Source organism: Arthrobacter sp. NPDC058288, from assembly GCF_042880995.1.
GTDB lineage: Bacteria > Actinomycetota > Actinomycetes > Actinomycetales > Micrococcaceae > Arthrobacter.
On the sequence record NZ_JBHVYH010000002.1, the window covers coordinates 416,989 to 442,442 of the forward strand.

The 25,454-nt window shown below is 66.7% G+C and carries 21 protein-coding genes; 10 read left to right on the top strand and 11 right to left on the bottom strand.

The annotated features are described in order from the left end of the window. Positions 1 to 14 precede the first annotated feature (14 nt). The 4 genes from ACFVWT_RS10730 to ACFVWT_RS10745 are packed head-to-tail and all read right to left on the bottom strand — an operon-like array spanning position 15 to position 5,578. Positions 15 to 821, bottom strand: coding sequence for an ATP-binding cassette domain-containing protein (locus tag ACFVWT_RS10730; RefSeq protein WP_390247790.1), 807 nt, complete (start codon positions 819 to 821; stop codon positions 15 to 17). After that, complete coding sequence (locus tag ACFVWT_RS10735; RefSeq protein WP_390247791.1) at positions 818 to 2,941, bottom strand: dipeptide/oligopeptide/nickel ABC transporter permease/ATP-binding protein; 2,124 nt, start codon at positions 2,939 to 2,941, stop codon at positions 818 to 820. Before ACFVWT_RS10735 ends, ACFVWT_RS10730 begins: the two co-directional genes overlap by 4 nt. A gap of 3 nt (positions 2,942 to 2,944) precedes the next feature. Further along, the gene (locus tag ACFVWT_RS10740) at positions 2,945 to 3,901 is read right to left on the bottom strand and encodes an ABC transporter permease (protein WP_280872496.1); all 957 of its coding nucleotides are present in this window, start codon (positions 3,899 to 3,901) and stop codon (positions 2,945 to 2,947) included. A 33-nt stretch (positions 3,902 to 3,934) separates the two neighbouring features. Beyond that, on the bottom strand, positions 3,935 to 5,578 hold the full coding sequence (locus ACFVWT_RS10745) for an ABC transporter substrate-binding protein (protein WP_390247792.1): 1,644 nt from the start codon (positions 5,576 to 5,578) through the stop codon (positions 3,935 to 3,937). 141 nt (positions 5,579 to 5,719) lie between these two features. On the opposite strand from ACFVWT_RS10745, the gene ACFVWT_RS10750 reads away from it, so the two are divergent. Next, complete coding sequence (locus ACFVWT_RS10750; RefSeq protein WP_390247793.1) at positions 5,720 to 6,865, top strand: exo-alpha-sialidase; 1,146 nt, start codon at positions 5,720 to 5,722, stop codon at positions 6,863 to 6,865. After that, positions 6,844 to 7,479, top strand: coding sequence for a hypothetical protein (locus tag ACFVWT_RS10755; RefSeq protein ID WP_390247794.1), 636 nt, complete (start codon positions 6,844 to 6,846; stop codon positions 7,477 to 7,479). The genes ACFVWT_RS10750 and ACFVWT_RS10755 overlap by 22 nt, the downstream gene beginning before the upstream one ends. Before the next feature lie 25 nt (positions 7,480 to 7,504). Here the strand turns inward: ACFVWT_RS10755 and disA are convergent, their stop codons facing one another. Continuing rightward, a complete protein-coding gene (gene disA / locus ACFVWT_RS10760) occupies positions 7,505 to 8,581 on the bottom strand; it encodes a DNA integrity scanning diadenylate cyclase DisA (RefSeq protein ID WP_209741643.1) in 1,077 nt (358 codons plus the stop codon). Between the two features lie 360 nt (positions 8,582 to 8,941). Between disA and ACFVWT_RS10765 the strand changes: the two genes are divergently transcribed. Next, positions 8,942 to 10,555, top strand: a complete 1,614-nt coding sequence (locus tag ACFVWT_RS10765) for a peptide chain release factor 3 (protein WP_390247795.1) — start codon at positions 8,942 to 8,944, stop codon at positions 10,553 to 10,555. Positions 10,556 to 10,633: 78 nt separating this feature from the next. Further along, on the top strand, positions 10,634 to 12,049 hold the full coding sequence (locus tag ACFVWT_RS10770) for a GAF domain-containing serine/threonine-protein kinase (protein ID WP_390247796.1): 1,416 nt from the start codon (positions 10,634 to 10,636) through the stop codon (positions 12,047 to 12,049). 8 nt (positions 12,050 to 12,057) lie between these two features. On the opposite strand, the gene ACFVWT_RS10775 is transcribed toward ACFVWT_RS10770, so the two are convergent. Beyond that, positions 12,058 to 13,260: a PucR family transcriptional regulator gene (locus ACFVWT_RS10775; protein WP_390247797.1), complete on the bottom strand. Its 1,203-nt coding sequence runs from the start codon at positions 13,258 to 13,260 to the stop codon at positions 12,058 to 12,060. A gap of 99 nt (positions 13,261 to 13,359) precedes the next feature. Between ACFVWT_RS10775 and ACFVWT_RS10780 the strand changes: the two genes are divergently transcribed. Together ACFVWT_RS10780 and ACFVWT_RS10785 are read left to right on the top strand one after the other, a co-directional pair. Beyond that, positions 13,360 to 14,484 (top strand): ferredoxin reductase, encoded by a 1,125-nt coding sequence (locus ACFVWT_RS10780; protein ID WP_390247798.1) that lies wholly within the window; start codon positions 13,360 to 13,362, stop codon positions 14,482 to 14,484. Between the two features lie 13 nt (positions 14,485 to 14,497). Beyond that, on the top strand, positions 14,498 to 15,676 hold the full coding sequence (locus ACFVWT_RS10785; protein WP_390247799.1) for a fatty acid desaturase family protein: 1,179 nt from the start codon (positions 14,498 to 14,500) through the stop codon (positions 15,674 to 15,676). Positions 15,677 to 15,732: 56 nt separating this feature from the next. Here ACFVWT_RS10785 and ACFVWT_RS10790 read toward each other — a convergent pair whose 3' ends face one another. The 3 genes from ACFVWT_RS10790 to ACFVWT_RS10800 form a co-directional block, all read right to left on the bottom strand. Then, entirely contained in the window at positions 15,733 to 16,374 is a 642-nt protein-coding gene (locus tag ACFVWT_RS10790) for a class I SAM-dependent methyltransferase (RefSeq protein WP_390247800.1), read from the bottom strand. A gap of 40 nt (positions 16,375 to 16,414) precedes the next feature. Continuing rightward, the gene (locus ACFVWT_RS10795; protein ID WP_390247801.1) at positions 16,415 to 17,896 is read right to left on the bottom strand and encodes a multicopper oxidase family protein; all 1,482 of its coding nucleotides are present in this window, start codon (positions 17,894 to 17,896) and stop codon (positions 16,415 to 16,417) included. Positions 17,897 to 18,027: 131 nt separating this feature from the next. After that, complete coding sequence (locus ACFVWT_RS10800; RefSeq protein WP_390247802.1) at positions 18,028 to 18,333, bottom strand: SHOCT domain-containing protein; 306 nt, start codon at positions 18,331 to 18,333, stop codon at positions 18,028 to 18,030. A gap of 159 nt (positions 18,334 to 18,492) precedes the next feature. Here ACFVWT_RS10800 and ACFVWT_RS10805 point away from each other — a divergent pair, with 159 nt between their 5' ends. Continuing rightward, entirely contained in the window at positions 18,493 to 19,254 is a 762-nt protein-coding gene (locus ACFVWT_RS10805; protein WP_390247803.1) for an SDR family NAD(P)-dependent oxidoreductase, read from the top strand. 3 nt (positions 19,255 to 19,257) lie between these two features. Here the strand turns inward: ACFVWT_RS10805 and radA are convergent, their stop codons facing one another. Beyond that, positions 19,258 to 20,631: a DNA repair protein RadA gene (gene radA / locus ACFVWT_RS10810; protein WP_209752491.1), complete on the bottom strand. Its 1,374-nt coding sequence runs from the start codon at positions 20,629 to 20,631 to the stop codon at positions 19,258 to 19,260. 86 nt (positions 20,632 to 20,717) lie between these two features. Next, positions 20,718 to 21,845, bottom strand: coding sequence for an aromatic acid exporter family protein (locus ACFVWT_RS10815; protein ID WP_390247804.1), 1,128 nt, complete (start codon positions 21,843 to 21,845; stop codon positions 20,718 to 20,720). Positions 21,846 to 22,080: 235 nt separating this feature from the next. Between ACFVWT_RS10815 and pstS the strand changes: the two genes are divergently transcribed. The 3 genes from pstS (at position 22,081) to pstA (ending at position 25,439) form a co-directional block, all read left to right on the top strand. Next, positions 22,081 to 23,202, top strand: a complete 1,122-nt coding sequence (gene pstS, locus ACFVWT_RS10820) for a phosphate ABC transporter substrate-binding protein PstS (RefSeq protein ID WP_390247805.1) — start codon at positions 22,081 to 22,083, stop codon at positions 23,200 to 23,202. Between the two features lie 194 nt (positions 23,203 to 23,396). Next, positions 23,397 to 24,329: a phosphate ABC transporter permease subunit PstC gene (gene pstC / locus ACFVWT_RS10825; RefSeq protein ID WP_043476868.1), complete on the top strand. Its 933-nt coding sequence runs from the start codon at positions 23,397 to 23,399 to the stop codon at positions 24,327 to 24,329. Then, entirely contained in the window at positions 24,330 to 25,439 is a 1,110-nt protein-coding gene (gene pstA, locus ACFVWT_RS10830; protein WP_390247806.1) for a phosphate ABC transporter permease PstA, read from the top strand. Positions 25,440 to 25,454 lie beyond the last annotated feature (15 nt).

Sequence of the window (25,454 nt, forward strand, 5' to 3'; positions counted from 1 at the left end):
GATAAAGGGAAAAGCTAGATGTGGAGCAGGCTTGGCGCCGCGCCCAGGAGCTTCTTGGTGTAATCGTTGCTCGGATTGTCGAAGACCTGTGCGGCTGTGCCTTGTTCGACGATCTTGCCGAAGTACATGACGCAGATGCGGTCCGAGACGTAGCGGACGGTCTGGATGTCGTGCGAGATGAATACCATGCCGAGGTTCAGGCGGGTCTTCAGGTCGGACAGCAGGTTCAGCACCTGTGCGCGGACGGAGACGTCGAGGGCTGATGTCGGCTCGTCCGCCACGATGATGTCCGGATCCAGTGCCAGGGCGCGGGCGATCGCCACACGCTGGCGCTGGCCGCCGGACACCTGGGACGGCGTGACTTCTGCGGCTGACTGCGGCAGTCCTACCAGCGCCAGGAGTTCCTTGACCGTGGCAGCGCGGGTGGCCGCGGTGCCTATGCCGTGGATCTGCAGGGGGTCGGTCAGGATGTCCTGGATGGTCATGCGCGGGTTCAAGGCGGTTGCCGGGTCCTGGAAGACCACGGAAACGGAGCGGCCGAATTCCTTGCGCATGGCTGCGTTGCGCTTGATGGCGGGCTTGCCGTGGAAGAGGACCTGGCCCGACGTCGGCTGCTGGAGCCCCACGAGTACCGAAGCCAGCGTTGATTTGCCGCAGCCGGACTCACCCACGATGCCGACGGTTTCGCCCCGGCTGATGGTGAAGTCCACGCCGTCGACTGCCTTGACGATGTTCGGGCGGAACAGCCCGCCGGTCCGCGCATGGTGGTAGACCTTCAGGTCCTTGAGTTCGATGACCGGCTTGCCGGTTGATTCACTCATTTCGCGTCCTCCTTCAGGTGGCTCGCCCAGTAGTGGTCAGCGTCGTCGCCCTGGGCGGATCGAACGGCTGTGCGCACCAATCGCTGGTTGGGGTCGGCGTCGGCACGCAGTGAGCGCGCCGCGAAGCGGTCGCCCGGGGCAAAGTCGCGCGGGGACGGCACGGTGCCGGGGATCTGGTGCAGGCGGACGGCGTCGGCCTCAATGGACAGGACGGCGCCGAGCAACCCCCGGGTGTACTCGTGCTTCGGGTTTTGCAGGAGCTCGGAGGCCTGGGCGGATTCCACCACCTGGCCGGCGTACATGACCGTGATGCGGTGCGCCAGGGATGCCACCAGGGCGAGGTCGTGACTGACGAAAACCATGGCGAAGCCGAGCTGTTCGCGCAGTTCGTTGAGCAGGTCCACAACCTGCTTCTGGACGGTGACGTCCAGGGCAGTGGTGGGCTCGTCGGCAACAACGATCTTCGGTGAACGGGAGAGTGCCATGGCGATCAGCACGCGCTGGCGCTGGCCGCCGGAGAGCTCGTGCGGGTAGCTGGCCAGCGTGCGGACGGGATCCAGCTTGACCATCTCGAGCAACTCAGTGGGGGTCTTGCGTCCCCCTCGGCGGGTCAGCTGCTCCATCTGGTCCTTGATTTTCATGGACGGATTCAGGGAGCTGAGGGCGTCCTGGTAGACCATGGCGATCTGTTCGCCGCGCAGGCCCTCATAGGCCTTGGGACTGCCGTGCCTGGTATCGGCGTCGAGGAGTTCCTTGCCGTCGAACGTGATGGATCCGGTGATCTGCGCCGTCTTGGGCAGGAGCCCCATGACGGCCAGCGAGGTGATCGACTTGCCGCAGCCCGACTCACCAACGAGGCCCATGGTTTCTCCTTCGCGAACCGTGAAGGAGACGTTGTCCACGATCGCCGTGTCGCCGAAGCGGCCCGGGAAACGGATGGACAGGTTCTTGACCTCCAGGACGTTGCGGGAGCCGGCCGGGACCTGGGGGAGGCGGTCGGTGCGTTTGGCTTCGATGGCTGCCAGCAGTTCCAGTTCCCTGTCCAGCAGGACGTGCGGGCTGGCGGCGGCTACCTTCACATCAGTCAGCAGGGCTGACTTGTTGTAGTGCTCCTCGGTGAGGGCGTCACGGGTAGCCGCGCGAACGCCGTCGAGCTCGTGTTCTTCCACCACGGACGGCTGGGCGACGGACGTGGCAACCTCAGCGCCTACAGCGGCGCCGGCAAGCGATGAAGCAGTTCCGTCGTCGTCCTTCACCACGGGAGCCCTGCGCAGCTTCGGGTTCACCATCGCGTCGGTGAGGCCTTCGGCCAGGATGTTCAGGGCCAGGACGGTCAGCAGGATGGTGAGGCCGGCGAAGGTGGTGGCCCACCAGCCGCCGGAGAGGACCAGGTTGCGGCCGTAGGAGATCACGTTGCCCCAGGACGGAGCGGGATCCTGCACGCCGGCACCGAGGAAGGACAGCGAGGCCTCGAGGATGATGGCATCCGCCACCATGACCGTGGCGAACACGAGGACGGGGGCTGCGGTGTTCCGGACGATGTGCTTGAGCAGGATGTAGAACCGGCCTGCGCCGATCACCCGCTCGGCGCGGACGTAATCTTCGCCGTACTGCGACAGCACGTTGGCACGCACCACGCGGGCCAGCTGCGGGGTATAGATGACCGCAATCGCCACGATGATGGTGGGTACCGAGTTGCCGAAGGCTGCCAGCAGGACCGCGGCCAGGGCGATACCGGGGAACGCCATGAGGATGTCCATCAGGCGCATGATCAGTTCATTGACAGCTTTGCTGGACGTGGCGGCCAGGGATCCCAGCAGAGCGCCCGCCGCTACCGCCAGGGCCACGGCGCCGAGGCCGATCAGCAGCGAGGACTGCGAGCCGTACAGCAGGCGGGAGAAGATGTCCCGGCCCAGCCGGTCGGTGCCGAAGAGGTGTTCACCGCCTGGTGCGGTGGCGGGGATGAAGGTTTCGAGCGGGTCGTGCGGGGCGAGCACCGGAGCCAGGATGGCGGCGGCGATGATGGCCACCAGGAACACGAGCGCAAAGCGGGAGCTCCACGGCAGGGCCTTGAAGCGGATCCCGGGGGCACTGAGCCGTTCAGCGAGTTTGCTTCGCATGGGTCAGACCGTCCTGATTCGGGGGTTGATGAGCAGGTAGAGAAGGTCGACGGCAATGTTCACCAGGACAAAGGTGACCGAGATGGTCAGCACTACGCCCTGCACCAGGTTGACGTCGAGGTTGGTGATGCCGTTGAGGATCAGCTGGCCCATGCCGGGGAGGGCGAAGATCATTTCAATCACGACGGCGCCGCCCAGCAGGTAGCCGATCCTGAGTCCCAGCACGGTCACCGGGGTGACCAGGGCGTTCCGCAGCACGTTCCGGGACACCACTTCGCGGTACGGGACGCCGTTGCCGATCGCCGTGCGGACATAGTCCCGGTCCAGCTCCTCCACCATGGAGGTGCGGACCACGCGGATGAGGGACGCCGAGACCGGAATGCCGAGGGCCAGGGCCGGCAGGGCCATCGAGTTGAGCCAGCCGCCAAAGCCGGATTCCGGCGTCGCGATGCCGCCCGAGGGGAACATCGGGCTGGAGCCGAGGGCGAACCACTGGATCAGCAGGATGCCAAGCCAGAACGACGGCGTGGCGACCGCCGCGATTGAGAACACCCGCACCAGCTGGTCCTGCCACTTATCCCGGTAAAGAGCCCCGACGATCCCGAAGGCCAACGACAGCACGACGGCGATGAGCACGCCAAACAGCGTCAACTGAAGGGTCAGTGGGAAGGCCGAACCGATCATGGTGGCCACCGACTTCGCCGGGGGAGTGGTGACTCCCAGGTCAAAGCGGAGCAGCTTGGCGAGGAAGCCCAGGTACTGCAGGAACAACGGGTCGTTCAGGCCGTTGTCCTGCCGGTACTGTTCCTTGGCTTCCTCGCTGGCGCCCTCACCGAGGGCGCTGCTGGCCTGGTCGCCGGGTGCGGCCTGCAGGACCAGGAACACCAGCAAGGTGATGCCCAGAATCATCAGGGGCAGTGCTGCGAGCCTTCGGCCGAGCAGACGCAATATCGTGACCAATGTATTCTCCGGTTGATCTGGGGTGGCTTTGGCCTAGGCCGTGCGGCCGACGCCGACGAACGAGACGCCGGTGGTGGGCAACGGCTTGAAGCCGCTGAGTTTGTTGGAATCCCACGCGCTGGGGAGCTGGCGGTGGAAGATCGGGTACAGCGGCACTTCCTCGGAAACCAGGTCGACGATTTCGCCGGTCAGCTTCTTGGCCTCGTCCCCGGCGGACTGGCCGGCTTTGGCCATCAGATCCACAAGCTGCGCGCGTTCCGGCGTGGCGGCCCAGTTGGCGCGGCCCTTCATCCAGGTGTCCCCGGCGTAGAACCAGCTCAGCAGCAGGTCGGCGTCGTTTCCGAAGACCGAGGGGTCGCCCGGAGCCGCAACCACGCTGTAGTCGCCCTTGCCCACCCGGTCTGCGTACAAGGCGCCGGACTGCAGGTTCTTGAGTGTGACCTTCACCCCGGGGATCTTGTTCCAGGACTCGAGCATCAGCGGGGCGACATCCTTGACCCAGGCGGTGTCAGTGGTCAGCAGTTCGAACTCCAGGCTGGTGACGCCGGCTTCCTTGAGCAGGTCCGCGGCTTTGGTGGCGTCGTAGGAGTAGACGTTCTTCGCTTTGACGTAGTCCGGGTGTCCTTCCTGGAAGTAGGAACTGGCTGCCTTGGCGTTGCCGAACAGGGCCTTCTTGATGATGGAGTCCTTGTCCAGGCCATAGTGCAGGGCCTGGCGGACGCGCTTGTCGCTGAACGGGCCCTTGGTGCAGTTGAACATCAGGAACAGCATGCCGAAGGACTGGACGGATTCCACGCTGGCCTTGGCCTTGAGGCCGTCCACGTCCAGGTAGGGGACGTCTTCGATTGCCTGCACGCGGCCGGACTGCATGGCGGTGACGCGCGCTGCGGCGTCGGAGAGCAGCAGCCAGGTCATGCCCTTTGCCAGGGCGGGCATGGGGCCGTTGTAGTCAGGGTTGGCTTCGAAGACGATCTTGTCGTCCTTGACTGCCGAGATGAGTTTGTACGGGCCGGTGCCCACCGGCTTGGCGTCGAACGCCTTGAGCTGTTCCGAGCCCAGCGGGAAGTTGGCCAGGGCCTTGGGGACAACCTTGACCACGGAGATCCGCGGGCCGAAGCCGGGGAAGGCGTACTTGAGGGTGAACTCGACCGTGGCCGCATCAACGGCCTTGACTTCCTTGATGAAGGGGATGAATTGCGAGAACAGGGACTTGTTTGCCGGATCCATCACGCGGGTGAACGAGAAGACGACGTCGTCTGCCGTGACCGGGGTGCCGTCGTGGAACTTGGCGCCCTGGCGAAGGGACACCCGGTAGGTGGTGGGGCTGACCATCTTCGGGTCCTCGGCGGCGAGTGCGTTATACGGCTCGCGGGTGGCCGGGTGCAGTTCCACGAGGCCTTCGTAGACGTGCAGGTTGGCGGCAAGGGGCGTGGCGCCTGAGGAGGACAACGGATCGAACCCGGTGGACAGGGCGTAGGAGATGCCGGCCTCGATGATGAGGTCCTTGTTGACCGGTGCCGTGTTTCCGGAGGCACCTGCCGTGGTGGCTGCAGGCCCGCCGCAGGCAGCCAGGGAGCTGGCAAAAGCAGCCGCGACGCCCGCTGCCCCGGTCAATTTCAGGAAACTCCGGCGGCTGGCGGAATTGACCAGCTGACGGTTCTTGATCGTCTTATCCATGAGGTGCCTCACCGTTCAGATTAGTTATCGGATGTAGGACGTCCGATGCTCGTAAGAAAAACTGTAAGGGTGGTCACATGCTCCCGTCAAGTGTGAGCCGGGTCGCTTTGGCGCGCGGTTCCGGGCATTTACTCTGGAGATATGACATCCCACCTCTTTTCTTCAGTCGCCGGTATTCCGTTGGCGCGCCCCGACACTGAGCACGTACTGGCGGAACGTGGAAGGGGCGGCTACCGGCAGTACAGGACTCCAGCGATGGCTGTGACGGCCCGCGGCACCCTGCTCGCCGCCTACGACGGACGACCCAACCTTGATGATCTTCCCAGCCCGATAGATCTTCTGCTACGGCGCAGTGGTGACAGCGGGCGCTCCTGGCAGGCCCAGCAAGTGGTGCGCACCGGCGTCGGGCTGGAGGGCTACGGGGATCCAAGCCTGCTGGTGGACGCCGAAACGGGCCGGATCTTCATGTTCCACGCGGCAGGCACCCGGGCGGGCTTCTTCGAAGCCGCCGAAGGGGCCGGCCCCGACGGCAATGTCCAGCACTGCGACGTCAGCTATTCCGACGACGACGGGCTGACCTGGCGGCACCGCTGCCTCACGGCCCAGCTCAAGCTCGGTACCGGCCGGGGCCGCGGGATTTCCGGCATCTTCGCCGCGGCCGGGCAGGGCATCCAAATCCATGCGGGCCCGTTCGCCGGGAGACTCGTCCAGCAGTACGTGGTCCTGGTGCAGGGGACCATTTTGGCGGCGTCCGCCTACAGTGACGACCACGGCGAAACCTGGACGCTGGGGGAGTTCATCGGCCACTCGTCGTCCGGCGGCAAGGCAGCCGCGCCGACAGGCGGCGGGACGGCGCCCAATGAAAACAAGGTTGTCTGCCTCAGCGACGGCAGGCTCCTGCTGCACAGCCGTGCCACTCCCCGCCGGCTATCAGCGATCTCCGGCGACGGCGGGCACAGCTGGAGTCCGCTGACCGCCATTGCGGACCTCCCCGATCCCGGCGACAACGGCTCCGTGGCCCGTTTTGACGGGCTGCCGCTCCCCCCAGGCCACGCCACCGCAGAAACGGACGCGTGGTTGCTGGCAACCAACAACCACGACACCGCGTTGCGCCGCAACACCGTGCTCAGCCTCTCCCGGGACAATGGAGCAAGTTGGCCGGCGAAGCTCGCCATTTGCCCGGGCAGCTCGGCGTATTCAACGGCGGCCAGGCTGCCTGACGGGAACATCGGGGTCCTCTACGAGCGCCAGGCTACCGGGAAGTTGTGTTCTGCTCCATTCCGGTAACCCAGCTCACGGATGCCGCAGCGCCCCGTCAGGGCACCCGCCCTGCCACCCGTGAGGACTCCGGTGCGCCTGCCGGACCGGCCTCCGGCCAGGCGGCGTCCGGGATGGTGTTCGACATGGAACTGCGCTCCATCACGCCCGGCCGTCCCGAGGTCTGGCAAAACGCCGGCGAATTCCATGTGATGGCCGCCGAAGCGGGCGAGTGGGACGTCCACACGTGGAAGGAGATAGGCCAGGGGTACTCGCCGGAGTCAGCCCAGGTGATCGGAACGCGCGAGGCGCAGGACCTGAACTACGGGCCGGTCACTGCCGGCTACAAGGCGGGGGACATCCTTGCCTTCACCGGGCGGGCGCGCAACAGTGGCCGGGAGGTGCTGGCCGGCGTGCGGCTGACGGGTCCGGGGGCGGAAGAGTTCGGCCCGGCAGATCTGCAGCCCGGCGAGGAATCGCTCTACTTCACCCCTGTCTGCACCGTGACGGCGCAGGACGTGGAGCGCGGTTCGCTGGAGGTCAGGTACGGGGTGGAGTGGACGGCGGGGGGCGTGAATTGGCGGCTTGAGCGCCGCTTCACGTTCAACATGGCCGAGGGCAGCGTGCACGTCGGTCCGGTGTAAGCCGCGAGCTGGCGGGTGGCGGCGTCTAGAGGAACCGGTCCAGCAGGCTCGCCTCGGCCATCCGGCTCAGCCCTTCCCGAACCGTGCGGGCGCGCTGGTCGCCGATGCCGTCCACGGTCATGAGGTCATCGATCGTGGCCGCCATCAGGTACTGGAGGCCGCCGAAGTGGTCAACCAGCCTGTCCGCCACGGCCTTGGGTACCGCCTTCAGGCCGGACAGGAGACGGTAACCGCGCGGCTGCACCACCGCGTCGAGCGTCTCCACGCCGCCCGCGAAGCCGATAATGCCGGCAATCCTGCTCAGGTCGATCAGCTCGGTGGGGCCCAGGCCCAGCAGGGCACTTACGGCGCCCTCGATGTCCTCCGGGGACGCGTTGGGGCCGGCGTAATCGCGGATGATCACATCGCTGCCGGGTCCCCGGCCCACCGTGAGTTCATCCAGCTGCAGCGAAAGCAGCCGTCCGTCCTCGCCCAGCTCAAGGACGTACTGGGAGATTTCCTCGGAGATCCGACGCACCATTTCCTGGCGCTGCAGCGTCACGGCGACGTCCCGGACTGTCACCATGGCTTCGATTTCCAGTGCGGAAAGGGAGCTGGTGACCTGGTCCAGGCGGGAGCGGTAGCGTTCCAGGGTGGCCAGCGCCTGGTTGGCGCGGGCGAGGACCTTCTCGGAGCCTTCCAGGACGTGCCGCAGGCCGTTCACGTAGAGGGCGATGATCTGCATGGACTGGCTGACTGAGATCACCGGGACGCCGGTCTGGATGGCGACGCGCTCGGCCGTCCGGTGCCTGGTGCCGGATTCCTGGGTTTCGATGCTTGAATCCGGAACCAGCTGCACAGCGGCCCGGAGGATGTTGCCGGCGTCCTTGTCGCAAATGATGGCGCCGTCCATTTTGGCGAGTTCGCGAAGCCTGGTGGGGGAGAAGTCGATCCCGATATCGAATCCGCCGGAACAGATGGACTCAATGGTGCGGTCCGAGCCCAGAACGATCAATGCGCCGGTGCGCCCGCGGAGGATGCGTTCCAGGCCATCGCGCAGAGCGGTGCCTGGAGCCACTCTGCCCAGAGTCGCCTTAAGCGAATCTTCAGGGCTCCGAGCCATAGGTTTTCCCTTCAAAGGTGCAAGCCGCTGCCTGCAAGTATGCCGGTTTTACGATTCCGCCGGCAGGATCAAAAGTACTCATTTCCCCACTGGCTCCATACTAGGGGCAAAGAAGCGCATTAACCGCACGGACAAGCCTCAAAGTGGCCCGTTTGGACTGGTGCTGCCGGTGCTCCGGAAGACCCTTGGCGGCGGCGGCGGGAGACGGCAGTTGGGGCGCCCACCGGCGGCTCCTGCCGCCCTGCGATAAACTGGAAACCTTGGCTGCACAGTTCACGCCTGCCGGCCCCCGCGTTAAAATCGCGTTCACCCCACGTTCGCATCCATTACCAGCCCCCATGTCGCAGCGAAAGTAGCACCGTGTCTCAAGAAGTCCTTAGCCCCGCCCGAGTCCAGGAGATTCACAAGCAGGCGGCCCGGCGTCGGACTTTCGCGGTCATTTCCCACCCTGACGCCGGCAAGTCCACGCTTACCGAAGCGCTGGCCCTGCACGCGAAGGTGATCGGTACCGCCGGCGCATCCAGCGGCAAGGCCAACCGCAAGGAAACGGTCTCGGACTGGATGCAGATGGAAAAGGACCGCGGCATTTCCATTAGTTCCGCGGCCCTGCAGTTCGCCTACCGTGACACCGTGATCAACCTGCTGGACACCCCCGGCCACGCAGACTTCTCCGAGGACACCTATCGCGTCCTGGCCGCCGTCGACTGCGCTGTCATGCTGGTTGACGCAGCCAAAGGCCTGGAAACCCAGACCATGAAGCTCTTCGAGGTCTGCAAGCAGCGCAACCTGCCCATCATCACGGTGATCAACAAGTGGGACCGCCCCGGCCTGGATGCGCTGGCCCTCATGGACGAAATCACCGAGCGCACCGGACTCCAGCCCATGCCGCTGACCTGGGCCGTGGGCATCTCGGGCGACTTCCGCGGCGTGTGGGACCTCCGCAACGACCGCTTCGCCCGGTTCCAGCGCAACAATGCCGGCGCCAACATCGCGCTCACCGAGTACTTCACCCCCGAAGAGGCCGCCGTCAACCAGGGCGACGACTGGTCCAACGCCGTGGACGAAGCCGGACTGGTCATCGAATCCAACCTGGAGTTCGACGTCGACGCCTTCCACGCAGGCAAGGCAACCCCCATTCTGTTCAGCTCCGCCGCGCTCAACTTCGGTGTCAAGGAAATCCTCGACGCCCTGGTGGACTTCGCCCCGCCGGCGGCGCCGCGGCCCGACGTCGCCGGCGAACCCCGTGCAGTGGATGCCCCGTTCGCGGGCTTCGTCTTCAAGGTCCAGGCCGGCATGAACAAGGCCCACCGCGACCACGTCGCCTTCATCCGCGTATGCTCCGGCGTGTTCGAGCGCGGCATGGTGGTCACCCAGACCCGCACCGGGAAGTCCTTCGCCACCAAGTACGCCCAGCAGGTATTCGGTCGTGAGCGTGAGGTCATTGACGAAGCGTTCCCCGGCGACGTCGTGGGCCTGGTCAACGCCTCATCCCTCCGGGTGGGCGACAGCCTGTTCCTGGACGAACCTGTGGAGTTCCCGGCGATCCCGCTGTTCGCGCCGGAGCACTTCCAGGTGGCACGCTCCAAGGACCCCAGCCGCTTCAAGCAGTTCCGCCGCGGCATCGAGCAGCTCGAGCACGAGGGCGTCATCCAGGTGCTCCGCTCCGACATCCGCGGCGACCAGGCGCCGGTGCTCGCCGCCGTCGGCCCCATGCAGTTCGAGGTAGTGGAGGACCGCATGGCGCACGACTTCAGCGCGCCGATGCGCCTGGAGCGGCTCCCGTACTCGATGGCAAGGATTTCGACGGCGGACGCCATGCCCGCGCTGGCCAACGTCCCGGGCGCCGAGGTGCTGCTGCGCTCCGACGGCGAATACCTGGCCCTGTTCAACGACATTTGGGCGCTGCGCCGGATCGAGAAGAACCACCCGGACCTGACCCTGGTGCCGATCGGTACACACAATCCCGCCAAATAGCGGGCCCTCCGTCAGTTCCGCGACTGTCGCCGGGATATCATAAGCATACTTATCAAATAAACAGCTGAGAGGCCGATCATGGCTGCAAGCATGGAACCCGGCTACCTCCTCAGCGGCCGATACCGGATTGAGGCCCTGATTGGCCGCGGGAGCCAGTCCGGCGTCTACCGGGCCTTCGATGAACTCCTGCAGCGCGAAGTCGCGGTCAAACTCTTCCGCGACGACCCCGGGAACCTGGACCACGTGCGCCGCCAGGGCGAGGAAGTCCGCATCCTGGCAGGAATGAGCCACCACGCGCTGGTCACCTTGCTGGATGCGGGAGCGGACCTCAGCGATCCCCGGCACCGCCGCACGTACCTGGTCATGGAACTGGTGCGCGGCCCGGACCTGCGCGCACGCGCGGCCCAGGGCCCCATCAACGCCGCGCATCTGGCGCTGATCGGCCACGACCTTGCGGACGGACTCGCGTACATCCACCACCACGGCATCGTCCACCGCGACGTCAAGCCCGCCAACATACTCCTGGTGGACTACAACAACGATGACCGCCGGCCACGCGCCAAGCTGAGCGATTTCGGCGTGGCCATGATCCTCGGGGACGGGCAGCGCACCGGCCCCGGGGAAAGCTCCGGCACCCCGCAGTACCTCAGCCCGGAACAGGCCGCCAGCGAGCGGGTGGGGCCGCCCAGCGATGTGTACTCCCTGGGGCTGGTCCTGCTCGAGGGACTGACCGGCAGTCCGGTGTACCCCGGCGCGCCGATCGCCTCAGCCATGGCGCGGCTCCTGCGGGATCCGCACATCCCCGATGTCGTGGCACCCAAATGGGCTGCGCTGCTCAGTTCCATGCTGTCCCGTGAGCCTTCGGCCCGGCCAAGTGCCCGGGACGTTTCCCTAGCCCTCCGGCAGGAAGTCATCAGCGCCGCCGGGCGCCACCGGAGCATCAGTCCGGCTCCGTCCACGGTGCCGGCGGAAGCATCGCCGTCGTACGATTCCGCCGCGAACGAAGAGGCGCGGATGCGCGCCGTCGAACGCTACCGGATCCTGGACACGCCCCCGGACGGCACGTTCGACCGGATCGTAGGCCTCGCGGCGCGGATGTTCTCCGTGCCCGTGGCCATCGTCAGCGTGGTGGACCACGACCGGATCTGGTTCAAAGCCCATCACGGGACCGAGGTGGGCGAGATCGGGCGGGACCCCGGGCTATGTGCTTCCGCCATTCTGCAGGACGAGGTCTGGGTGGTCCCGGACGCCGTCACGGACCCGCGCACCCTGGCGAACCCGCTCGTCGCGGGCGAGTTCGGACTGCAGTTCTATGCCGGAGTGCCGCTGCGCACCCCCGACGGCTACAACCTCGGGACGATCTGCATCCTGGACCGCCAGCCGCGGGAGTTCACTGCCGAGGATTCCCGCGCCCTGGAGGACCTGGCCGCCATCGTGATGAACGACCTCGAGCTGCGGCTGCAAAGCCGCAGCGCAATGGCGGCCGGCAGATGAGCGGCCGCCTAGCGCCGCCCCGCATGCAGGGCCAGTTCCAGCTCGAACCGGGCCCGCGGGTCTTCCAGCGCATCGCCGAAGAGTTCCCGCAGCTGGGCCGCCCGGTAACCCACTGTCTGCGGATGGATGCCGAGCTCGGCCGCCACCGGAGCCCGCTGGCCCCAGTGCCGCAGCCAGGAGAGGAGGGTCTCCGCCAGCCTTTCGCGCTGCGCCGGACGCAGGCCCTCCAGCGGCGCAAGCCTCCGCTCCGCCAGCTCCGCGATGGCCGAGGGCTCGGAGCCGAGCACGATCTGGGCCAGGTGGTCATCCGCCCAGATGGGCGGATCCTCGGGGTCTTCCCGCGGCGGCAGCACCGAGGCCGCCAGCACGGCAAGCCGCAGCGAATCGGGCACCTTCTCCCAGCTGCCGGCCGGCCCGACGGACGCGGACCTGCCCTTCAGCGCCTTCTCCAGCGCCGCCCGGGCGGCCTCGGACTTCCGGGCCGGGACAAGCGCCACAGCATCCGTTTCGCGCTCCACCACCAGTGTTCCCGGCCCCAGCTGCAACCGCAGCCCTGCGGACCGGTCCAGCGGGAGCGTGACCACCACGAGCCTTGCAGGCAGCGACCAGTCGGCCATGGATGCCGCCTGCCGCAGGGCCGCCTCGTCCGCCTGGCCCATCAGCAGCAGTTCCAGCAGTTCGGTCCTGCGCCGGTCCACGGCCCCGGCCCGCTCGGATTGTTCAAAGGCGTAGGCCTCGGCGCTCACGGCGGACAGCTCGTCGATGTACGCCAGGATCGATTCGCCCAGGTCCACCACGACGCTTTGCCCCAGGTCCTTCTCCATCGAGATGCGCGACATCTCCCGGAACGTCACGCGGGCACCCATGCGGTAGGCGCTCAGCAGTGCATCCATGCTCCGGCCCTGGCGGAATTCGCCGCTGCCAAGCCCCGCCACCAGCTGCCGGCTTTCCTCCGACAGTGCGGGGAGCCTGGTGCCGGGCAGCTGCAGGAACCGCTCCAGTGCCGCAGCCACCCCGCGCCGCAGACCGCGCCCGAAGCGGCCCTCAATAGGCCTGGCATAGGCAGGAACCAGTTGCGGGACGGCGTCGATGATGGCCTCCACAATGCCGGGCATCTTGGGGCGCAGCAGGTCGCTGACTTCCCGGGGCAGGGCGAGCCACGGCGGCTCGTACGCGGGGGCGGCGGGACTCTTCGAGGCCGGAGGGTTCATGAGAGACTTCCATAAGTTGTTTCGGGGGAACAGTTTAGAACGTTCGATCGTATGCCTTGGGAGAAGAAATATGCCTCGATCCAACATAAGGTTAATAACATGATCCGGCTCCGTAAGCTGGCGCGCGCCGCATCTGTACTGACCACCCCGCTAGCTCCAGAAGACATTCTGTCGCTCTTCAATCCTGTGTTCTCCGCCCGCCAGTTGCGCGGCGTGGTCACCAGGGTGGTCGCCGAGACGGCCGATTCCGCCACCATTTTCTTCCGTCCAGGCCGCGGCTGGAAGGCCCATCAGGCCGGCCAGTGGGCCCGCATCGGCGTCGAACTCGACGGCGTGCGGCACTGGCGTTCCTATTCCCTGAGCGCTCCCGCCGGCCAGGATCCCGCTATCACGGTGACCGACGTCGGCGCCGTTTCCGGTGTTTTGGTGCGCAACACCCGTCCGGGCGACGTCCTGTTCCTGGCACCGCCGCAGGGTGACTTTGTCCTCCCCGAGCACCCCCGGCCGCTGCTGATGCTTACCGCCGGCAGCGGCATCACCCCCGTGATGTCCATGGTGCGAACGCTGGTGCCGCACCGCCCGGATTCCGACGTCGTGCTGGTCCATTCAGCCCGGACCCCTGAGGACAGCATCTTCCGGGAAGAACTGTCCGAGCTTGCCGATCAGTTCCCCAATTTCAAGGTCATCCACTGGTTTACCGGCGAACGCGGCCGGGTGGACTTCTCCTCTGCCGCCGTGCTGGACGAACTCTGCCCCGACTGGCGCCACCGCGCGGCCTACGCGTGCGGCCCCGAAGGCTTCCTGGACGACGCCGAGGCGCTGTGGTCAGCCGAAGCTGCCGCCGCGGCGGCTGAAGCTTCCGACACTGGCGGAGGGTCCCACCAGCCGGAGGGACCGTTTGCGGCCGACCCGATCAACCTCATCATCGAACGCTTTACCACCAGCCTGGCGGCGGGTGCGGGGCACGACGGCGGACTGGTCACCTTTGAGGCCTCCGACCGCGAGGTTGAGGCGGACGGGAGCACTCCGCTGCTGGACGTCGGCGAAGACGCCGGCGTGCTGATGCCCAGCGGCTGCCGGATGGGCATCTGCCACAGCTGCCTCATCCCCCTGCGGGCCGGGCATGTCCGCGACCTCCGCACCGGCGAAGTCCACGGCGAGCCGGGCCAACTAATCCAGACGTGTGTATCGGCAGCCGCCGGACCCGTTAACCTCGAGATCTGAGGAGCACCACCGCATGGCAATAGTTACCAACCACGAACCCGAGACCACGGAAGACGCCGTTGTGCCGTCTGCAAAGACGCGGCGCGGTGCGCTGGCCACTTCCGGCAGCCCGTTGATCCGTCCGCCGGCCGCAGCGCACCTCTCAGACGAGCAGGTGGCCGAGCTGGGCCGCGAACTTGATGCCATCAAGGACGACATTCTGGCCAAGCGCGGCGCCTCAGACGCCGCGTACATCCGCCGCATGATCAAGATCCAGCGCGGACTGGAAATTTCCGGCCGTGCGACTCTCCTGGTGAGCCGGAACAAGGGCGCCTGGATTGCCGGCACCACCCTGCTGAGCCTTGCCAAGATCCTGGAAAACATGGAGATCGGGCACAACGTGCTGCACGGCCAGTGGGACTGGATGCGGGACCCGGACATCCACTCCACCACCTGGGAATGGGACTTTGTCACCCCGGCACGCGCGTGGCAGCACACGCACAATGACCTGCACCACCGCTGGACCAACGTGGTGGGCAAGGACAACGACGTCGGGTACAACCTCCTGCGCATGGACCCCCAGCAGGAGTGGAAGCCGTTCAACCTCGGCAACCCGCTCTACAACGCCATCCTGGCCCCGGTCTTCGAATGGGGTATTGCGATCTACGACCTTGAGCTCCAGGACTTCAAGGAAGGCAACAAGTCCAAGGAAGCGCTGGTCAAGGACCTCAAGGCCCTCGGGGTCAAGGCGCTCAAGCAGTTCACCAAGGATTACGCCGCGACCCCGGCCGTCGCCATGCTGACCGGCTCCGGCAAGCAGGCGCTCTACGGCACGCTGACCGCCAATGCGGTACGCAACGTCTGGGCCCACGCGGTGATCTTCTGCGGTCACTTCCCCGAGGGGACGGACACCTTCACCGAGGAAATGGTGGAGGGCGAGACCCGCGGGGACTGGTACGTGCGGCAGATGATCGGCTCCGCCAACATCTCCGGTTCCAAGTTCATGCACCTCATGACCGGCAACCTGTCACACCAGATCGAGCACCACCTCTTCCCGGACATTCCGTCCAACCGCTACGCCGAGGTGGCGCCGAAGGTGCAGGAGATCTGCAAGCGCTATGGCCTGCCGTACACCACCGGCCCGATCTGGAAGCAGGTCGGCTCCACGTGGGCCAAGGTGTTCAAGCTGGCACTGCCGCCCAAGAAGGCCTAACCACCGACGTCCGGTTTGAATGAAGGGCGCCTGCCATGTGCGGCAGGCGCCCTTCTTCATGTCCGCGGCTTTTCCGCCGCACCGATGATGTGGGCGATCCGCGGATTGCCGGGGAGGGCTGAAAACCCGAAGCGCTCCATGTTCTGGAGCGTGAGGCCGGCGGCCGCTATCCTGCCGGCGGTGTCCCGGTTCGGATGGCATCCCCCGGCCATGCGGCTCCACAGCGGGGTAAGCAGGTCCTCGGCAGCAGCCAGCACACGGTGTGCGGAGCGGACATGCTCGTAGAACAGCAGCAGGCCGCCTGGCCGGAGAACCCGAAGCGTCTCTGCCAGGACGGCGGATTGGTCGGCCACGCTGCACAGGACGAGGCAGGAGACCACCACGTCCACGGATTCATCAGCCACGGGCAGCGATTCCGCTGTACCGTCGTGGACCGTGACGGGAACCGGCGCCCGGCTTGCCTCCGCCAGGGCCAGGGCCCGGAGCGTCGGATCCGGTTCGAGCGCCAGCACACTGGTCACGGCTGCAGGGTAGAAGGGGAAGGTGGCACCGTAGCCCGCCCCGATTTCGACGACGGTGCCGTGCGCTGCCTCGACGAGCCGCCGCCGGTGCTCCGCTGCCCCGCGCGCGTCCATGCGCGGACCCACGCGGGCGAAATATTCCCCGAAGGACGCATTCCTCCGGTTGGTTTCCGGCATCCGGACCTCCTTGGGCCGGCGCATCTGCGCCGGCTTCCCACTAACGGACTTCGATGACGCCCATCATTCCGAGGTCCTCATGGTCAAGGATATGGCAGTGGTAGACGGACCGGCCGGTGAAATCCTTGAAAGCCACCCGGACCTTCACCCGGCCTTGCGCGGGAACATTGACCACGTCCCGCCACTCCGGCCGGTCCACCGCGCGGCCGCCCTCCTCAATGACCTGCATCGGCCAGACGTGCAGGTGGAAAGGGTGGTCCATGGGGCTGGGATTGGTCAGGGTCCATTCCTCCACGCTTCCTGCCGCCACCGCGGTGTCCGTCCTCGCCGCACTGAACTCCCTGCCGTTGATGGTGAAGCCCATCATGGCGCCGCCCATGCCCATGCCTGCACCGGAGGAGAGCGTGAGCTGCCGTCGCGCCGCCATCACGGCCGTGCGCAGGTCGTCCGGGTCCCTGCCTGCCGGCAGCGGCGGCAGGGGCGACGGGGGAGGTGCGGCGCTTCCGGCCACGCGCAACGTCGCCAGTGCCGCGCCCGCCGCAGCCGGCCGGTCCGAAGGCCTGGGGCCGGGTCCTTGGCCCATCATGCCGGCCATGCTGCCCCGGTCGTAATACGCGGCTCGGAGGACGGAGTTTCCTGCGGCCGTGGTGACCAGCACGTCTGCCCGATTGCCGGGTGCCAGGAAGAGTTCCTCCGCGTTTTCCGGTGTCCGGAACCGGCCCGAGTCCATCCCCAGCAGCTGGAGCTGCTGGCCGTCGAGCCGTAGCGACAGATAGCGGGCCACGCAGGCGTTGATGATGCGCCAGCGCTCGCGCCTGCCCGGCATCGCGCTGAATTCGGGGCTGCTCTGGCCATTGACCAGGAGCAGTTCGCCCTCCCTACCCAGCATCCGTTCCATCTGCGACACCCGGACGACGTTCCCGCCGCCGTCCAGCGTGGTGTCGGATATGACCAGGATTCGTTCGGTGCTGACCGGAAGGGGTTCCGGATCCTCGACGATGATCGCCCCAAAGAGGCCGGCGAAAACCTGGTCGGCCACCATGCCGTGGTGGTGCGGGTGGTACCAGTACACTCCCGGAGGGTGGTTCGGCGGGAGCCTGTACTCATAGTCGTGGGCGGCACCCGGATTGACCACCACAAAAACGTTGTCCCCGGAACCCTCGGGGGAGACGTGCAGTCCGTGGACATGCAGGTTGGTTGGCTGCTCCAGGCTGTTGACCAGCCGGACGCCCAGGACATCGCCCTGCCTTAGGCGGAGCGTTGGCCCGGGGGTCCCGCCGTTGTAGCCCAGGGTTCGGGCCTGCTGCCCGGCCAGCTCAATAGGGGCGGCGGCAGCTTCGAGCCGCACCTCCAGCCGGCCGCCGGTGCTGCGCAACTCGGAAGGCTGGGAAAGTTCTGCTCCCGTTACCGGGGCAGTCCGGGGCGATGACCGGGACGCCAGCGACCACCACAGCCCCGCTCCGCCGGCCGCCGTGGCAGCCGCTCCGAGTCCGCCCAGGAGCAGCGCGCCGCGCCGGCTCATCGGGCGTGTCCCGGGGCGGTAAACCACAGGCTCGCGGCGTGCTTCCGGGCCGGGTTGCCGGTCCGGTTGCCGCCCGGCAGAGTGTTGGGGACCCGGCTGCGGACCCGGGGGAGGCGTGCTGGCGGGAGGCACTAGTGCTCCTCGCCGAGTATCCTGACCTGCTCGCGGTACTGCTCAGCGGTCAGTTCCCCTTTCGCGAACCGTTCGTCCAGGATTTGCCGGGCCCTGCTGCGCCCCTGCCCGGGACCGCCGGCCCCGGGCCACGGACCTCCCGCTCCCGGTTGCCCCGGCGGATTGAATCCGCTTCCCGTGAACCCGCCGCGGCCGCCACCGGAGAACAGCCGCACGGCGACCAGCACCAGCAGGGCTATGCCCACCAGCATCAGCAATCCCCACAGCCACATCCAGCCCATATCCGGACCGTAACCCCACATCATGGCAGCTCCCTTCGTGGCTTGCACTTTCTATGCCAAGAGTGCGCCCGGTTCGGGGGCTCCACTAGGGCCCTAAGTCGCTTGTGCAGTCCTCTCTTCAGCGGGAGCCTGTAACCATAGCCGCGCCCCCTGCCGGGGGCCACCTACGCCGAGGAGCAGGCCATGCCGCCAGCCGCGTACCCGTCCCGCTTCGCGGGGAAGACGGTCATTGTGACGGGAGCAGGCTCCGGGATCGGACTGGCCACTGCCACCCGCCTGGCACATGAAGGCGCCAGGGTCATCGCCACGGACGTTGTGGAGCAGCGGCTGGCGGACCTTGCCGCGGGTTTGCCGGATTTCGACGTCGTGACGGTTTCCGGAGACGTAGCCGAACCGGAGACCACCGCCGCGATTGTGGCTGCGGCCAACGGCCGGGTGGACTGCCTGGCGAACGTCGCAGGGATCATGGACGCCTTCCTGCCGCCTGCCGAGGTGGACGACGCCACCTGGGACAGGGTGTTCAGCGTGAACCTGACCGGCCCCATGCGCCTCACCCGTGCGGTCCTGCCGCTGATGCTGGCGGCCGGGACGGGCACCATCGTGAATGTGGCGTCCGAGGCGTCACTCCGGGCGTCCGCTTCCGGTGCCGCCTACACGTCGTCCAAGCATGCGCTGGTGGGCTTCACCAAGAGCGTGGCGTTCTTCTACGGACCCCAGGGGATCCGGGCGAACGCCGTGGCACCGGGGGCCGTTGCCACCAACATCGAAGCTCCCTGGAAGTCGGACTTCGCGGCCGGCCGGATCGGACCCATCCTCCAGGCCACCGTGGGTTCGGTGGCCCAGCCTGACCAGCTCGCAGCTGCCATCACCTGGCTGCTCAGCGAGGATTCAGCCAACGTGAACGGCGCGATCCTGCCCAGCGACGGAGGCTGGTCCACCATCTGACAATCAGCTGATGAGCAGGCTCAGGGCTTCGGCCAGGTGCCCCACTTCGCGGACCGAGAAACCGGCCGGAACTGGTCCCGGGCCGTTGGGGCTTGCCGGGACCACGGCGTGGGTGAAGCCCAGCCGGTGGGCCTCCTGGATGCGTTGGTTGATGCCCGGAACGGGACGGACTTCCCCGGCCAGTCCCACTTCGCCGAAGGCAATCAGCCGGATGGGAAGCGGCTTTTTGGCCTTGGCCGAGGCCACGGCCAGAGCCACGGCAAGGTCGGTTGCCGGCTCGCTGAGCTTCACGCCGCCCACCGTCGCCACGTAGGAATCATCCTTGTGCAGCAGGCAGCCGGCCCGCTGCTGGAGCACTGCAAGCAGCATGGCCACCCGGGAGCTGTCCAGGCCGCTGGTGGCACGGCGGGGCTGCGAACTGGCGCTTTCGGCCAGGAGCGACTGCACCTCTGCCAGCAGCGGCCGCCGGCCTTCCAGGGTTACTGTGATGCACGTGCCGGACACGGGCTCTTTGGTCCGGGAGACGAACAGGCCGCTGGGATCGGCAAGGCCCACGATGCCGTCCTCATTGAGGTCGAAGCAGCCGACGTCGTCAGTGGGCCCGTACCGGTTTTTCACGGCCCGCAGCAGCCGGAGCCGCGAGTGGCGCTCGCCCTCGAACTGGCAGACCACGTCCACCAGGTGCTCCAGGAGGCGGGGTCCGGCGATGGAGCCGTCCTTGGTCACGTGCCCTACCAGGAGCGTGGTCATGTTGCGGCGCTTGGCCGCGGCAATCAAGGACGCGGCCACCTCACGCACCTGGGATACGCCGCCGGCGCTGCCTTCGACGTCGGCACTGCTGAGCGTCTGGACGGAGTCCACCACCAGCAGCCGCGGTTCCAGCTTCTCCACCTGCCCGAGGGCCTGCCCGAGGTCCGTTTCAGCCGAAAGGTACAGGGACTCCGCAACGGCATCGATCCGGTCCGCCCGCAGCTTGACCTGGGCAGCTGATTCCTCACCCGTGATGTAGAGGACGTCCTGCGCCGTGCGGGCGAACTTGGCGGCAACATCCAGGAGCAGCGTGGACTTGCCGACGCCGGGTTCTCCGGCCAGGAGGATGACCGCACCCGGAACGAGCCCGCCGCCCAGCACGCGGTCCAGTTCATCCACCCCGGTGGGGAGGAACGCCGCGGTGGTGGCATCGACGTCGGCGATCCGGCGGGCGGGCTCCAATACGGTGGTGGCCGCCGTCGTGCGCGCAACGGCGGCGCCGGTTTCCTCAACGGTGCCCCACGCCTGGCACTCGCCGCAGCGTCCCACCCACTTGACGGTGGTCCAGCCGCACTCGGCGCATTTGTAAGCCGGGGCTTTGGACGCCCGGGAAGTCTTTGTTGCCATTGCTCCACACTATCCGGGGGCAGCGACACTACTTGTGATCGAGCGCGCCCTGGTTGCTTTCGACGAGCTCCACCACCCGGCCCGCGCTAAAGCGGCGGGAGGATGTCCCGGGCCTCTTTGGAATCCATTCCGCTGGCTTCGAGCAGGTCCACCATCAGCGGACGGAACAGCATGACCACCGTTTCGCCCTCGAGGCGCTGGACTTCCAGGAGCCTCGGGTGCAGGCGCAGTGCGATCCCGCTCAGGTCCTGACGGGCCGTCCGGAGGTGGGCCCGCCGCGCGCCGTCGTGTGTTTCTGCAAGGCCCAAAGACAGTTCGTCGATGGCGGCTGCGGTCTCCTGCAGCACTTCGGCGATGTTGTCGGTGGCTTCGTCGGACAAGGCGGCATGGTTGATGGCGCTGGTCAGGCGGCGGGCAAAAACGCGGCTGTTCCGGAGCGCAAGGTCGATGAAGTCCAGCGACTGCTCGAGCCGGTCCAGCTCATCGCGGTGCCTGCGGTACGCCGGTGCGAGCGTGGCCACCTCGCCGGAAGCGCGCAGGGAATGGCGCATCGCGTCCACCAGGGGCTGGCAGTTCCGGCCGCGGATCAGGGCATGCCATGCCTGGGTGGAGTCGCTTCCAAGTAGGGCCTGGGCGCATTCGCGCAGCACCTCGGCCAGTTCGTGCAGCAGCTTCTGCACGTCCTTGCGCGGTTCCCGCCGGGGATCCTTGGGGACGAGGATGGTGACCAGCAGCGCGAACAGCCCGCCCACTATCGCATCAATGCTGCGGGTGAACGGGCCGCCGGCAGGCGCCGGCAGCAGCACCACCAGGAGCGACTGCAGCCCCAGCTGCGTGGTGAAGATGTTGCCGCTGTCCAGGAAACGCGCCAGCAGTATGGAGGTGAGGAGCACGACGGCGGCCACCCAGATGTCGCCGCCCAGCCAGTGCAGGAGCAGGTCGCCCACCGCAATGCCGATGGTGCACCCCAGGCCCACCTCCACCACCCGGCGCAGCCGGGGCTCCCGCGAGAAGCCCAGCGCGATCAGCGACGACGTCGCCGCGAACAGGGGACCCGAATGCCCCAATACGTATTCGGCGAAGGCATACGCACCCACTGCGCACCCGGTCATCTGGACAGCGGGGATCAGCGAGTTGCGGCTCCGGACCAGGCCGGTGCGGATGCGGCCGCGCAGGAAACGCCCGCTTGCTGAAAGTCCTGCTGGGATGGCCATGCGTTCCAGTCTATTCACTGGCGTTGCACTACGGCCCGTGATGTGATGTGCGCAATGGTGACGCTGCACATGTAAGCCGATGTCCCGCCGTCGTTAACCCTCCGTTCACCTTGGTCCCCACATCCCGTTACCTGAGGCCCATACCTTCAATAAAGGTACAAAAAGTACGCAACTTCTTATGTTCGGACGTCTCCGGTCCGCTACGCATCAGAAATCCCTGGAAGGGGTACATCTAGTGAAGGCACTCCGCTTCGGCCGCCACGCGGCTATCGCTGTCATCGCAGCCGGCGCACTCGCGCTCACCGCCTGTGGCTCAGACAACGCCACGAACACTGCACAGTCCGGTGCACCCTCCGCCACGGGAGCCAAGGTCACCGGCACCCTCACCGGCATCGGTTCCTCCGCCCAGGGCGCGGCCATGGACGTATGGAAGACCAACTTCGCGTCCGCCAACCAGGGCGCCTCCGTGCAGTACTCCCCGGATGGATCCGGCGCTGGACGCAAGGCCATCATTGACGGTTCGGCCCAGTTCGCCGGTTCCGACGCCTACCTCAAGGACGAGGAGCTCGCCAGCTCCAAGGAAAAGTGCGGCCCCGAGGGCGCCATCAACATTCCGGTCTACATCTCCCCGATCGCCATCGCCTTCAACATTCCGGATGTCAAGGAACTGAAGCTGGACGCCGCCACCGTGGCCAAGATCTTCCGCGGCGAAATCGCCAACTGGAACGATCCCGCCATCGCCGCAATGAACCCGGATGCCAAGCTGCCGGACCTCAAGGTCACGCCGGTCAACCGCTCCGATGACTCCGGCACCACCAGCAACTTCACCGATTACCTGGCCGCCGCAGCTCCGGAGGTCTGGACCGACAAGGCTGCCGGCGTCTGGCCCGCATCCCTGAAGGGCGAGAACGCCAAGGGCACCTCCGGTGTGGTCAAGACCGTCACCGACACCCCGGGTGCCGTAACCTACGCCGATGACTCGGCCGTCAGCGGCAAGCTTGGCATCGCCCAGGTCAAGGTCGGCGATACCTTCACCAAGATCTCCGCCGAGGCTGCTGCCAAGGCTGTGGACGCCGGCAAGCCGGTGGCAGGCCGTTCCGCCAACGACCTGTCCATCAAGCTGGACCGCAAGACCACCATCGAAGGCGCCTACCCGGTTGTCCTGGTCTCCTTCCACGTGGTGTGCTCCACCTACGCCACCCAGGAAACCGTTGACCTGGTGAAGGCCTTCGAAAACTACGTGGTCTCCGATGCCGGCCAGCAGGCGGCAGCTGACGCTGCGAAGTCCGCTCCCCTCTCCAAGGACCTCCAGGAGAAGGCTGCCAAGGCCATCGAATCCATCAAGGTCAAGTCCTAGGGGATTCACTGCACAGCAAGGCATAGTGGAAACACGAGCCTGAGCCAGGTTCCCTGTCCCGTGCGGGTCGGTCACTGACCGCCGCGCGGGGCAGGGAACCTAGGTGTTTGTCCGAAGTACAGCCAGTTTCACCGCTGCTTGCCGGTTCAGCCCGGACCAGGCAGTCGGTTCTATTCGAACCCAGAGGATCGTTTGTGACCACCACCTCCCTGACACAGTCCCGGGGCGCAGGACGCGCCGGAGACAAGGTCTTTTCCGGAGCCGCCCTGGCCGCAGGATGCCTCATCCTCGCCGTGCTCTTCGGCGTGGCCCTCTTCCTGGTAGTGCAGGCGATCCCTGCCCTGGTGGCTTCACCGGACAAGATCCAAGGCGGCGAAGGCTTCTTCGCCTACATCTGGCCCATCGTCATCGGCACCGTGATCGCAGCCGTCATTGCCCTGGTCATTGCCACCCCGGTGGCCATCGGAGTTGCGCTCTTCATCTCGCACTTCGCCCCGCGGGGCCTCGCCTCCGGCCTGGGCTACGTGATCGACCTCCTGGCCGCCATCCCGTCGGTGGTCTACGGCGCCTGGGGCGCCGCGTTCCTGGCCAGGGAAATCTCCCCGGCCTATGACTGGCTGGCCAACAACATGGGCTGGCTGCCCATTTTCCAGGGCCCTGCGTCCGCCACCGGCAAGACCATCCTCACCGCCGGCATCGTGCTGGCCGTAATGGTCCTTCCCATCATCACCTCCCTGAGCCGCGAGATCTTCCTGCAGACCCCCAAGCTGCACGAGGAAGCCGCCCTGGCCCTGGGTGCCACCCGCTGGGAAATGATCAAGATGGCGGTTCTTCCGTTCGGCCGCCCCGGAATCGTCAGCGCCGTGATGCTGGGCCTGGGCAGGGCACTCGGCGAGACCATGGCCGTGGCACTGGTGCTGTCCTCCGGCGCCCTTACCGCCAGCCTGATCCAGTCGGGCAACCAGACCATCGCCGCCGAAATCGCCTTGAACTTCCCCGAGGCCAGCGGCCTCAAGGTGAGCACGCTGATCGCGGCAGGCCTGGTCCTGTTCGTCATTACGCTGGGCGTCAACATGATTGCCCGCTGGATCATCAGCCGGCACAAAGAATTCTCGGGAGCCAACTAAATGACCTCCACCCTCACCCCTGTCCGCAAGCGCTCCGCACTCACCAAGGGGCAGCTGCCCAAATTCGCGCCGTACGTCGTCCTGGCAATTGCGCTGGTGGTCGGCGCTGCCATCCTGGCCGTGATCGGCTTCAACGCGTTCGGCTGGGGCATCGTCTCCGCCATCCTGTTCACTGCCGGCCTGGTGGGCTGGAGCGCAGCCGTCGAAGGGGGACGCAAGGCCAAGGACAAACTGGCCACGTGCCTGGTGGTCGGCTCCTTCCTGGTGGCCCTGCTGCCGCTGATCTCGGTGATCTGGACCGTCCTGGTCAACGGGCTCCCCGGCCTCCTGGATCCGGGCTTCCTCACCACCTCCATGAACGGCGTCACCGGCGCCTTCGACAACAAGAGCGTGGAGGAGGGTGCTCCTGTTGTGGGCGGCATCTACCACGCCCTTCTGGGCACCATCCAGATCACCCTGCTGGCCACGGTCATCTCCGTTCCGGTGGGGCTGCTGACCGCGATCTACCTCGTGGAGTACGGCGAGGACCGCCCGCTGGCCCGGGCCATCACGTTCTTCGTGGACGTCATGACGGGCATCCCGTCGATCGTCGCGGGCCTCTTCGCCGCCGCGTTCTTCTTCGCCGTCGTGGGGCCCGGCACCAAAACGGGAGCCGTTGCCGCCGTCGCGCTTTCCGTCCTGATGATCCCGGTGGTGGTGCGCTCCAGCGAGGAAATGCTCAAGATCGTCCCCAACGAACTCCGTGAAGCCGCCTACGCACTGGGCGTCCGCAAGTGGCGCACGATCCTCAAGGTGGTCATTCCGACGGCGATCTCCGGCATCGCGTCCGGCGTCACCCTGGCGATTGCCCGAGTGATCGGCGAAACCGCCCCGATCCTGGTCACCGCCGGCTTCGCCACCTCCATCAACAACAACGTGTTCGGCGGCTGGATGGCCTCGCTGCCTACCTTCATCTACACGCAGATCCTGAACCCCACCTCGCCGTCCAACCCGGATCCGTCCTCGCAGCGGGCATGGGGTGCCGCGCTGGTGCTCATCATCCTGGTCATGCTGCTTAACCTCGGCGCACGGCTCATTGCCAGGATCTTCGCACCCAAGACCGGCCGCTAGTTCCGCCGGTAAAAT